The organism is Helicobacter sp. (assembly GCF_022770205.1).
Lineage (GTDB): Bacteria > Campylobacterota > Campylobacteria > Campylobacterales > Helicobacteraceae > Helicobacter_D.
Window position 1 is genome coordinate 35,139 of record NZ_JALEIK010000001.1, and the last position, 10,200, is coordinate 45,338.

14 protein-coding genes and 1 pseudogene are annotated in these 10,200 nt (G+C 37.2%); 5 read left to right on the forward strand and 10 right to left on the reverse strand.

Annotated features, from left to right (window positions below):
* Positions 1 to 12: 12 nt before the first annotated feature.
* From mnmA to aroQ, 10 genes are all read right to left on the reverse strand, one after another.
* Positions 13 to 1,056, reverse strand: a complete 1,044-nt coding sequence (mnmA, locus tag MRZ19_RS00205) for a tRNA 2-thiouridine(34) synthase MnmA (RefSeq protein WP_291029131.1) — start codon at positions 1,054 to 1,056, stop codon at positions 13 to 15.
* Position 1,057: 1 nt separating this feature from the next.
* Positions 1,058 to 1,480 carry a hypothetical protein gene (locus MRZ19_RS00210; protein WP_291029133.1) on the reverse strand — a complete coding sequence of 141 codons (423 nt, stop codon included), beginning with the start codon at positions 1,478 to 1,480 and terminating at the stop codon, positions 1,058 to 1,060.
* 30 nt (positions 1,481 to 1,510) lie between these two features.
* Positions 1,511 to 2,353 (reverse strand): flagellar motor switch protein FliY, encoded by an 843-nt coding sequence (fliY, locus tag MRZ19_RS00215; RefSeq protein WP_291029135.1) that lies wholly within the window; start codon positions 2,351 to 2,353, stop codon positions 1,511 to 1,513.
* 2 nt (positions 2,354 to 2,355) lie between these two features.
* Positions 2,356 to 3,414, reverse strand: coding sequence for a flagellar motor switch protein FliM (fliM, locus tag MRZ19_RS00220; RefSeq protein ID WP_291029137.1), 1,059 nt, complete (start codon positions 3,412 to 3,414; stop codon positions 2,356 to 2,358).
* Positions 3,407 to 4,111, reverse strand: coding sequence for an RNA polymerase sigma factor FliA (locus MRZ19_RS00225; RefSeq protein ID WP_291029140.1), 705 nt, complete (start codon positions 4,109 to 4,111; stop codon positions 3,407 to 3,409). Before MRZ19_RS00225 ends, fliM begins: the two co-directional genes overlap by 8 nt.
* Positions 4,095 to 4,481 (reverse strand): hypothetical protein, encoded by a 387-nt coding sequence (locus tag MRZ19_RS00230; RefSeq protein ID WP_291029142.1) that lies wholly within the window; start codon positions 4,479 to 4,481, stop codon positions 4,095 to 4,097. Before MRZ19_RS00230 ends, MRZ19_RS00225 begins: the two co-directional genes overlap by 17 nt.
* Before the next feature lie 18 nt (positions 4,482 to 4,499).
* A complete protein-coding gene (locus MRZ19_RS00235) occupies positions 4,500 to 5,357 on the reverse strand; it encodes a P-loop NTPase (protein WP_291029144.1) in 858 nt (285 codons plus the stop codon).
* Positions 5,354 to 6,721: a flagellar biosynthesis protein FlhF gene (gene flhF / locus MRZ19_RS00240; protein WP_291029146.1), complete on the reverse strand. Its 1,368-nt coding sequence runs from the start codon at positions 6,719 to 6,721 to the stop codon at positions 5,354 to 5,356. Before flhF ends, MRZ19_RS00235 begins: the two co-directional genes overlap by 4 nt.
* Positions 6,722 to 6,736: 15 nt before the next feature.
* Positions 6,737 to 7,354 carry a 2-amino-4-hydroxy-6-hydroxymethyldihydropteridine diphosphokinase gene (gene folK / locus MRZ19_RS00245; protein ID WP_291029148.1) on the reverse strand — a complete coding sequence of 206 codons (618 nt, stop codon included), beginning with the start codon at positions 7,352 to 7,354 and terminating at the stop codon, positions 6,737 to 6,739.
* A gap of 109 nt (positions 7,355 to 7,463) precedes the next feature.
* Entirely contained in the window at positions 7,464 to 7,946 is a 483-nt protein-coding gene (gene aroQ / locus MRZ19_RS00250) for a type II 3-dehydroquinate dehydratase (RefSeq protein WP_291029150.1), read from the reverse strand.
* Between the two features lie 116 nt (positions 7,947 to 8,062).
* Between aroQ and MRZ19_RS00255 the strand changes: the two genes are divergently transcribed.
* The 5 genes and pseudogenes from MRZ19_RS00255 to MRZ19_RS00275 all read left to right on the forward strand — a co-directional run.
* On the forward strand, positions 8,063 to 8,491 hold the full coding sequence (locus MRZ19_RS00255) for a hypothetical protein (RefSeq protein WP_291029152.1): 429 nt from the start codon (positions 8,063 to 8,065) through the stop codon (positions 8,489 to 8,491).
* Complete coding sequence (gene rsmD, locus MRZ19_RS00260) at positions 8,484 to 9,062, forward strand: 16S rRNA (guanine(966)-N(2))-methyltransferase RsmD (RefSeq protein WP_291029154.1); 579 nt, start codon at positions 8,484 to 8,486, stop codon at positions 9,060 to 9,062. The genes MRZ19_RS00255 and rsmD overlap by 8 nt, the downstream gene beginning before the upstream one ends.
* 105 nt (positions 9,063 to 9,167) lie before the next feature.
* Positions 9,168 to 9,494 (forward strand): hypothetical protein, encoded by a 327-nt coding sequence (locus tag MRZ19_RS00265; RefSeq protein ID WP_291029157.1) that lies wholly within the window; start codon positions 9,168 to 9,170, stop codon positions 9,492 to 9,494.
* A 5-nt stretch (positions 9,495 to 9,499) separates the two neighbouring features.
* A complete protein-coding gene (locus MRZ19_RS00270) occupies positions 9,500 to 9,709 on the forward strand; it encodes a cache domain-containing protein (RefSeq protein WP_291029159.1) in 210 nt (69 codons plus the stop codon).
* Positions 9,651 to 10,200: pseudogene (locus tag MRZ19_RS00275) on the forward strand (chemotaxis protein); the annotation flags it as partial. The gene MRZ19_RS00270 and the pseudogene MRZ19_RS00275, both read left to right, overlap by 59 nt.

Sequence of the window (10,200 nt, forward strand, 5' to 3'; positions counted from 1 at the left end):
AACATTTTAGTCTTAAAGAATAAACCCCCCGCCAAGCACTTTAGAGCCATCATAAAGCACAAGGGCTTGTCCGCTTGCCACACCATAAACAGGCTCCTCTAAATGTGCTACAATCACTTCCTTTTGCGCTTCTTTAACTAGCTCAATCCTAGCCTTTGCCTTATGGCTTTTGTAGCGGATTTTCACTTCGCATTCTAAGGTATTGTCGTCTTTAAAATATTCCTTTGGCAAAGAGAAATTTGCCGCACGCACTTCTTTTGTGGCTAAATCCTCCTTATCGCCTACAATAATCGTGTTATCTTGTGGGTTAATTTTTAGCACATAATGGGGGGTTAGTGCGCCTTTAATTGTAAAGCCCTTGCGCTTGCCAATGGTGTATTGCATATAACCCTTATGCGTGCCAATCACATTCCCTTGCGTATCTAGCACATCGCCTTTAGATTCCGTCTTATAATGCTTATTTAGCACATCAATGTAGGAATTTTCCACAAAGCAAATCTCTTGAGAGTCTTTATAGGTTTCTAGCGTGCCAAGCCAAGAGAGTTCTTTTAAGGCAACAGGCTTAATCTCCTCTTTAATCTTATCCCCAAGTGGAAAAATAATGCGCGAAATCCACTCAGGCTTTAATCCAAAAAGAAAATAACTTTGATCCTTGTGCATATCCGCCCCTTGCGCAACCTTGCCCTCTTTAATTTGCGCATAATGCCCCGTTGCTACATAATCAAATCCCATTTTATTGGCTAAATCAAATGCGATTCCAAATTTTACAAAGGGATTGCACATCGCGCAAGGATTGGGCGTTAAGCCTTTTTTGTAAGATTCCACAAAATAATCATAAACCTTTGTTTTAAATAACTCCCTTTCATCAATGATAGAATATTCTATGTTTAAATGTTTTGCGCATTTTTCAATATTACGCACAAAATAGGCGTGCTTTTCCTCTTTATCGTGGAGTTTTAAATACACTCCATAGACTAAGTAGCCTTGTTTTTGCAAAAGGTAGGCACAATAGCTAGAATCCACGCCACCGCTCATTAATAATAAAACCTTTTTCATTTCATTCCTTTGTGTATGTTAATTTTTTTTGCAATAAAAGTTGATTGTTTGTGTATTTGGCAAAGTCAATATCAAGGGCAAAAATCTCGCCGCTTCCAAGTCTTGCAAAGGGGAATTTATCGTAATAAACGCCTTGTTCTTGCTGTGTAGCATTACGGAAAGTTGCCTGAATTTGGACGCCTTTTAGATGTGTTAGAGTGTTAGAATCTTTTGCAATTATTACTCCAACACTAGGATTAACATAGGCTAATTTTATATGTTTAGAGTTGGAATCGCTTTTAAAACACAGACTCAAATTTTCTTTAACAAACGCATAATAACAGCTTGCGCTATAAACGCTTAAATGTGTGCTATCTGTGTTATCAATTACGCTAAGAGCAAGCAAATGCTGTTTTGTGATAAATGCCTTGATTCTATCGTCCATAAATGGAATTTTAGCTAAAAAGTGCAATTTTTACATTAATTGATCAATCCTATCTTTTTTAGGAGCGATTTCTGTGATTTGGATTCCAAAGTTGCCATCTACAATAACGACTTCCCCTTTTGCAATGACTTTATCATCTACAAGCACTTCTAAAGGATCGTTTGCTAGCTGATTTAGCTCTACAACACTTCCAATATCCATTGCAATCACATCTTTAAGTAGCATTTTTTTCTGTCCGATTCTAACCTTCACTTGCAAGCGCACATCTAAAAGCATTGCCATATTTTTCATTTCAGAATTGCTAAGTTCTACTTTTGTTGCATTGTCATTTGTTGCAATGCTTTGTGTAGGAGTTGGACTTGCTGTTGTGTTTGGGCTAAAGTGGTTTTCAAATGCACTAGAGAATCCAAAATACAAGTAATCTTGCACAGAGCCTATGTTAAAAGAGAAGGTATAAAATCCGCTGTAATTTCCAAGCCCTAAATCGCCATCAGGAGTAAAATTGATATTCTTTAGTGTAAAACTTAGCTTTGGAAGTTCTTTTTGTCCGCCAAGAGAAGTGGAGATTGCACCAAAAATATTTGATACAATTTCTTTTGTTGCGTCTAAATCATCAGCATCCATTGCTTCTTTGCTTTCTCCCTCTCCTCCTAACATCATATCAGCTAAAGCAGTGGCAACTTTTGGTGAAATGAAAAATGCTAAAGTTGCTCCATCATCAGTGCTTATATCAATCTTTGCCATAGGGGGGTTTATGGAATCGCTTTTGCCATCTTGGGCTTCTATCTGGCTAACTTCTGGTGCTTGTCCTAATAGCCCTTCAATGGTGGCGGTTGTTTCTTGGACAATGAGTTTTAAAAAATCATTTAGCATTTTTACTCCTCTTCTAATTCGCTAGCGCGCGATTTTCTTTGCACCTCAAGCATTTCTAAAATCTCTTTGACTTGGTCTTTTTCTGTTTTTATCATTTCTTTGACTTCAATGGTTTTGCGGTAGCGGTGTAATCCGATGCTAGCTAGAAATTTTTCTCTACCATCTACATTAATAATCACCGTATCATCAGCAGGGCGGTCTAAGCGCACAATATCGCCCACTTCTAAGTCAAGAACTTCGTGCATTGAGAGTTTTGTTTCGCCCAAAATTGCAGCAACATTAACTTTTGCTCCCCCTAAGAGTGCTTGAAGTTCTTTGTTTCTTGATTTTTTTGCACTAGTTTCACTTAGCATTATATCCCTGCTTGCAAGGCGTGATAGCACGGATTCTAGGGAAATAACAGGATAGCATAAGTTCATCATTCCACTACTATGCCCGATGATAATCTCCATAACTACCATAATAACAATCTCATTTTGTGCAACGATTTGCACAACATTTGGGCTAGATTCCTTCACATCAACGGTTGGAAAAATTTCTGTAATAGGTGCCCACGCTTCTTTAAGGTTTTGCATCATTTGGCGCAAAATCGTATCAAGCAAATTTAATTCAATGTCGCTAAATTCTCTTGTGGATTCATAAGGGTCGCCTTTACCGCCTAAGAGCCTATCAATCATAGGAAAGGCAATGCTAGGGTTAATCTCTAAAACGCCTGTGCCATCAAGGGGTTTCATGGAAAACACATTGAAACTTGTAGGGCTTGGCAAACTCATTAGAAATTCACCATAAGTCATTTGATCTACGCTGTGGAGCTGAATCTCAACGATGGAGCGCATAATTGCAGAGATTTGACTCGAGAGACTCCTTGCCATTTTATCGTGGATTCCACGAAATGCACGGAGTTGTTCTTTGCTAACGCGATTTGGGCGTTTGAAGTCATAAAGCGTGATTTGTCTTTGTTGGACTACAGCAGGCTTTTCTAATGTTTCTGTTTCCTCCCCTTCATCATCTACAACTTCTAATAACGCATCAATTTCTTCTTGGGATAATATATCAGCCATCTAATCCCCTTTCTTCAAGGTGTTGTCTAACCCTTCTAATCACAGCCCTGTGCAGTTGAGAAACTCTAGCCTCACTCACTTCTAGCACTTGACTAATTTCTTTAAAACTTAATTCTTCATAATAATAAAGTTGCACTACAAGTTGCTCATTGGGTGTTGCGTGTTCTAAGATTTGTGTAATAATTGCAATTAACTCTTCTTTTTCCACGCTTTCTAATGCGCTTTCTTGGGTTGCACCTAGTTGTTCTTCAAGGGGCATAATGCTATAAATTTCACTTGCAATTCTTGCTTCTTTAATCTTTTCTTCACTCTCTCCTAAAACTTCACTCAAATACGCATCACTAGGCTCTTCTTGATATTCATTAAAATATTCTGAAATCACTTTATCAACGCGCTTACATAGCGTTCTTAGATTCCTTGATAGCGGATCTAAGGAGCGTAAATAATCAAGCATAGCCCCTTGCACGCGCGGTCTTGCATAGCCCCAAAAGGAATCATTGATACTACTATCGTATTTGCGTGCAAGCTTGATTAACTCTTCTGTGCCAATGGAGATTAAATCAGAGAAATCCACGCTTGCAGGCAGACGCTCTTTTAGGCGAAAAGCCATCGCTTTAAGGGCTGGGAGATAATCTAGTGCTAGGGAGTCTTGGTCGCGCTTAAGTGCATTTTGGTAGCCATTAGAAGTCGTCAGCATAGTTGTTTCTCTCAGTCTTGCTAGGTTTAGTGCGTAAATCTTCTTGTTCTTCTTCACGCATTGTTTTTTCCATTGTGCGTAAGAATCCGCGAATTTTGTTTGTTGCCTTTTCGCGCTTATCAAATTCATCAATGTATTCTTCTAAAAGGGCGTTATAAGCGTCTTTTTTACTTGTATTCTCGTGTGTGTTAATAAAGCGCACAAATAAAGACACGCTAATAAGAGTGATGAGGTAGAATCCTATTGTAGAAATGAGAGTTCCAGCTACAATCATTGCAGGATCATCAAATTTTAAAAAGGATAATAAAAGTCCGATGAAAAATCCATTGACAATTGCAAAACTTAAGAAATTATCCATTTTTAAAGGCATTCTGTTTCCTTACACTTCCTAAAAATGACCCAGAATCTTTTTTAGGAATTTCCCAAATCTTTTATATTCTTGCACTAGCACATTCCGTTCCATTTTTTTAGCCAATGCCCTTGCGACTTCTTCTATCTCCATTGAAGGCGTTGCATTTGGTTCTTCTTTAACAAAGATTCCACGATTTTTGCTGTAATAATTAATCATCGTTGTTTTTGTGAGTTTTCCAATGCATTCAAGATTAATTTTGCCAATATTGCTTTGTGCGATTTTTTGCACTTTTTGAAAAATCATTTGCGCCTCATCGTTGTTTTTTGTCATATTAATCAACATAAAAATGCGCTCTTTGTAATTTGCGGCAAGTTTGATTGTGGCATAGGCATCAGTAATTGCTGCTGGATCTGGAATCGTAATCACAATGGCTTCATCGCTATTTTTTAAAAAAGTTTGTGTGTATTCGCCAATGCCCGCCCCTGTGTCAATAATTACAAAATCAAGGCTATCTAAAAGGGCGGAATCCTCAATGAGTGTTTCAAACATAAACTCACTTTTATAGCGGAAAATATCCGTCCCAGAATCCCCGGGAATCAAATACAATCCGTGTTCAATAGGAAGAATAATATCCCTTAAACTTGCTTGATTTTTAAGCACATGTAAGAGATTTTTTTCACAACGCACGCCAAACATAATGTCTAAGTTTGCAAGTCCGATGTCTGCATCAAAGATTCCGACTTTAAAACCAAGTTGCCAAAGTTTATAAGACAGGTTTGCGCTAAATGTGGATTTACCAACGCCCCCTTTGCCGCTTGTTATGGTGATAAACTTCGTGCTAGTTGCTTTTTTAGAGTCAATAAGGAGTTCTAAATTTGCTGCTTGATTTTTCATTTTATCAGTCCATCTAACAAGCAGTCAATTAAAAAATCGCTTGTTGCAACGCTTAAATCATTTGGCACTTCCTGTCCTGTAGAGAAGTAGCTTACAGGCTTTTTGGTTTCATAAATGAGTGAAAACACATTGCCATAACTATGTGTTTCATCAAGCTTGGTAAAAACTAAAGTGTCAATTCCAAGCGTTGAGAATGTGTGGTAAATATCCTTTAAATCCTCGTATTTTGTGGTAGCACTCATCACTAAGCTGACATCAATTTTCGTGTTTGGGTCAGCATTAACAAAACTCTTTAGCGATTCTAGCTTTGCTCTATCGTGCTGGGAGCTTCCCACCGTGTCAATTAAAATATAATCACAATATTTTAAAGATTCTAGTGCATTGACAAACTCTTCAGTATCCACCACCGTATCAATGCTTAACTTCATTTTCTTTGCATAAAACATTAGCTGATCCACTGCACCGATTCTGTAAGTATCAAGCGTTATGATTCCAACTTTGTAATTTTTATTTAGTAGCCTAGAATAGCGTGCTGCAAGTTTTGCTAGGGTAGTTGTTTTTCCCACGCCTGTTGGACCAACAAGCATCATAATGTTTTTTGCATTGCTGCTTAAATTTTCAGCCCTAGCAACTACCATTTTGCGTAAAACCTCCCTAAAATAGCGTTTGATTAGCACAGAATTTTCACGCATTTTAATAGGCATTAGTTCTAGGGTTAATTGCATAATTTTCTCTAAATGTTCCTTTGCCATTCCGCTTGCTTTTGTGATTCTATAAATCTCTGCAAATTCGTGCGGAATGATTAGTCCATCGCGCTTTGGACCTCTCTCTTCCCAAAACATATTTTGGATGAGTTTTAGTTTGTCATTTAAGCGATCAATCTCACCTTTAATAAGGCGCAAATCATCAGGTTGGGATTCCTTTTTTTTAGATTCCATTTGTTTTTGGGGTGGGGTTTGTGTTTTTGTGGGGGCTTGATTTGTTTTTTGCTCTCCATAAGGGGATTTTGCCGGGATTTTTGGCTCTATGCCTGCAATTTGTGAAATTTGACGCACTGCATCAGAGAGTTGTAAGGATACATCTTCTGGGAGTGGAGGCATACTTTGTGCAATGCGTTTTCTTTCAATTTCTTTTTGTGCGATTAACTCTAGGCGTTGTGCAATATTATTTGTCTTTGGCGGTTCTTCTTGCTGTTGTTTTGCCTTAGCCTGTTTTAAATCCTCTTCACTAATTGCTACAGAAACTTCGTATTTGCCGTCATTTAGTTTTTTTTGTGCAATGATTGAAAATTCATCGCCAAGTTCTTTTTTGGCTTCTGCAAGTGCTTGTGCGCCAGTTTCTGCGGTAAAGGTAAATAATTTCATAGCATCCTCCAAGCTTTAATTGCAATGTGTAAGCGGAATCCAAACGCTTTGACGCTCACTCCAAGCCTTGTGTGGAATCTCTAAACTCCCCATAGCAATGCGCTGATTTTTAAAAGCGATAATGTCTAAATCTAGCGTGCGCGGTGCATTTTTAAAAGGGCGTTTGCGCTCTCTCCCAAAATAGCGTTCCAAATATGCGCAAAAACTCCAAAAATCCGCAACCCCAAGTTTTGTTTTTAGCCAAATGATCATATTATAAAAATCTGGCTGTTGTGTGTAACCAAAGGCTGGGTTTTTTAGAATCGGTGAAGTAGCAATTATAGCATTTTTACAAGAGAGTCTTTTAAAAAGCTTCCAAAAACGCACCAAAGACTCTCCGCAATTTGCCCCAACACCTAAAATTACAGAATCCTTTAGCTTGCTATAAGCTTTGAAAAGGCGATAGGGATTAGGTTTGCGCACTTGTGTAAAACGGGGGATTTGCGTGGTTTTAAATGTTGGATTTCGTCTTTTTTTATGTGTTTTAGGGATAAGCTCTATTAAATCCTTGTCTAGCGATTTTAGAGCATAGGTTTTGACGCCATAGCAATGCTTGCTTGGTAAGTGTGTCTTAGCAGATGTTTTGATTGGCATTTTATGATGCTGCACCTATGATGCGCACACCATAGCATTTTGGAATGTAAATACTTGGCTCAATGGAAAGCATCACTTTGCTAGCTAACATTAATGCCCCCTTATTTGACTACCCTTGTGGTTGTTCTGCTTGTTGGCGCGCGTTTCTAACCGCATTGAGTTCGCTAACAATTTGCGTAAGCCCATTTAACGCTAAGTGGTATCCTAATGGTCCAAATCCTGCGATTACTCCAGCGCAAACTGCTGCTGTTAAGCTCTCTTGGCGGAATTTTTCTCTAGCGTGTATGTTACTAATATGCACTTCAATGGTTGGAATATTAACAGCAGCAATTGCATCACGGATTGCCACAGATGTGTGTGAATACGCCGCTGGATTAATGATGATTCCATCAAATTGTTCAAAGCATTCTTGGATTTTATCTACAATCTCACCTTCAAAATTACTTTGAAAAAACTCTACTTCTACTCCCATTTGCTGTGCTTGAGTTTGGATATTTTCGTGGATTGTTTCAAGCTTTACTGGTCCATAAATGCGTGGGTCTCGCACTCCTAGCATATTTAGGTTTGGTCCTTGGATTACCATAACTTTCATTCTTCGCTCCTATACTTTGTAAAAAATTTGCAGATTATAGCAAAAAGATTCTAAAATATGGAATCTTAGGTGAAAAGCTAGTAAAATTAATCATTATAATTGATTAAGGAAATAGAATGAAAATTGCGCTAATTTGTGATTCCTTATTGCTAGATAGAAGTTTGGAGATGTATTTAAAAGAATATTTAACAAGTTATAAATTGTGTGATTTTGTGGTGGCGACACAATTTGTGGAATCCCAAAAGCCTGTGTTTTTAATTGGTGATATGGAAGGTGCGCATTTGAAGATTCCATTTACTAAGGAGCTTTTATTAAAGGAATTGGAATTCTTTTATTACACGCTAAAAGATGGAAGTCAGAGAAATAGCAAGGAAGCAATTCTGCCAAGCATAGATGTAAGGAGTGAAGAAATACATTCTCTAAACACAGATACGGATTCTCTATTTTTAGGAGATTTGAATATAAAAATGGAAGAGATTTTAAAGCGTTATGCAAAAGAGATTGAAACAACGATTTTGGAGCATTTAAAGGAAAAGCGTGGCTAAGATTCCAACTTTAAGAGTGATTGGTGGAATTTATAAGGGGCGGAATTTGCAAATGGCACCTTTGGAAGTTACACGCTCTTCAAAGGCAATTTTAAAGGAATCGCTTTTTAACACACTAAGTGCGGATATTGTGGGGGCAAATTTTATAGAATTTTTTGCAGGAAGTGGAAGTGTTGGGATTGAAGCGTTAAGTCGTGGTGCAAAGTTTGCGCTGTTTTTTGAGCAAAATAAAAAATCTTTTGCTGTGTTGGAATCTAATTTGGAAAACATTTGTAACAATACTACATCTTATAAACTTATTTTTGGTGATACTTTTAGGGAGTATTCTAGGGCTTTAAAAACATTACAAGCACCTTGTATTGGCTACATTGATCCACCCTTTGATGTGCGTGAGAATGCAGAGGACATTTATGCAAAATGTTTTAAGATGGTAGAAAGTTTGGATTCTAATATTTTTAGTTTGATTGCCTTAGAACATCGCTCTAAACTCGCAATTCCAAAGACAATAGGTGCGTTTGTGCATTTTAAAACAAAGCGTTTTGGCAAAAGCAGTTTGAGTTACTTTTTGTAAAAATTTTATTTTAATTCTGTTTGAAATTTAATTTAAGGGATTTTTTTAAGTAAATAAAACATAAATTTAAATGTTACATTTAAAATTTTCTTAGGGGCAGGGTTAATGTATAAAAATTTATCGCTTAAAGCAAAGATTATAACGCTAGTCTTTGGCGTGTTAGCAGGGCTTATTATAGCTGGTGGAATTATAATGTATTATGAGAATAGTATTGTTGCGTATACACGCGTTGCAATCCACAATAATATCAATGAAGAAACTCAACAAAAACTAAAGCTTGCCACAGATTCTTTGGCAAATGCTTTTTGGGAGTTGGTGCGTGGTCTTTATGAAGCAACACAAATCCAAATTATCGCAACAGGGATTGAAAAATTTCGCTTTGAAGACGATAAGAGCGGATATTATTTTGCCTATAAAGAGCACATACCGTAGTAGCATTGCCAACGCGTAAAGATTTGATTGGTAAATCCTTGTATGATGCAAAAGATGTCAATGGCGTGTATTATGTGCGCGAACTTTTTGAGACTGCTAAACATCAGGATAAAGAAACAAAATTTGTGCATTACACCTTTTCAAAACCTTTGCCAGATGGCACACGAACAAGCACAAAAGGTTGCTTATGCTGTGATGATTCCAAATACAGATAACCTTTTCCTAGGAACCGGGGTTTATGTAGATACACTTGCGTCGCATATAACAGGAGCTTCTAATAGCATTATTAATGCCATTACTGATAACATTAATGCAACACTTATAAAAGCATTTATCATTAGTGTGGTGTGCTTTTTTGTCATCGTAGCTCCGATTCTTTGGATGCTTTATGCTAATCTTGTTTCAAGTGTGCGTGTTTTACAATCCAATTTGCGCAATTTCTTTAGATTTATTAATAATAATTCTACAAATGTAGCACTTATTACTTTGGATTCTAAAGATGAATTTGGCGCAATGGCAAAAGAAATTAATACAAATATCCAAAACATTGAAGAAGGACTTAAACAAGACTCCCAAGCCATTGCTCAATCAGCAGAAACAGCTAAAGCAGTAGAGGATGGAGATTTAACAGCTAGAATTGTAGAGAATCCTCACAATCCACAATTAATAGAATTAAAAAATGTGCTCAATAATATGTTAGATGTTT

Bases quoted from the DNA above. Each gene is read 5' to 3' on its own strand.
- MRZ19_RS00265 (WP_291029157.1), top strand. From the start codon at position 9,168: ATGTATAAAAATTTATCGCTTAAAGCAAAGATTATAACGCTAGTCTTT.
- aroQ (WP_291029150.1), bottom strand. From the start codon at position 7,946: ATGAAAGTTATGGTAATCCAAGGACCAAACCTAAATATGCTAGGAGTG.
- MRZ19_RS00230 (WP_291029142.1), bottom strand. From the start codon at position 4,481: ATGCCTTTAAAAATGGATAATTTCTTAAGTTTTGCAATTGTCAATGGA.
- folK (WP_291029148.1), bottom strand. From the start codon at position 7,354: ATGCCAATCAAAACATCTGCTAAGACACACTTACCAAGCAAGCATTGC.
- MRZ19_RS00235 (WP_291029144.1), bottom strand. From the start codon at position 5,357: ATGAAAAATCAAGCAGCAAATTTAGAACTCCTTATTGACTCTAAAAAA.
- MRZ19_RS00210 (WP_291029133.1), bottom strand. From the start codon at position 1,480: ATGGACGATAGAATCAAGGCATTTATCACAAAACAGCATTTGCTTGCT.
- MRZ19_RS00225 (WP_291029140.1), bottom strand. From the start codon at position 4,111: ATGCTGACGACTTCTAATGGCTACCAAAATGCACTTAAGCGCGACCAA.
- fliM (WP_291029137.1), bottom strand. From the start codon at position 3,414: ATGGCTGATATATTATCCCAAGAAGAAATTGATGCGTTATTAGAAGTT.
- mnmA (WP_291029131.1), bottom strand. From the start codon at position 1,056: ATGAAAAAGGTTTTATTATTAATGAGCGGTGGCGTGGATTCTAGCTAT.
- MRZ19_RS00255 (WP_291029152.1), top strand. From the start codon at position 8,063: ATGAAAATTGCGCTAATTTGTGATTCCTTATTGCTAGATAGAAGTTTG.
- fliY (WP_291029135.1), bottom strand. From the start codon at position 2,353: ATGCTAAATGATTTTTTAAAACTCATTGTCCAAGAAACAACCGCCACC.
- flhF (WP_291029146.1), bottom strand. From the start codon at position 6,721: ATGAAATTATTTACCTTTACCGCAGAAACTGGCGCACAAGCACTTGCA.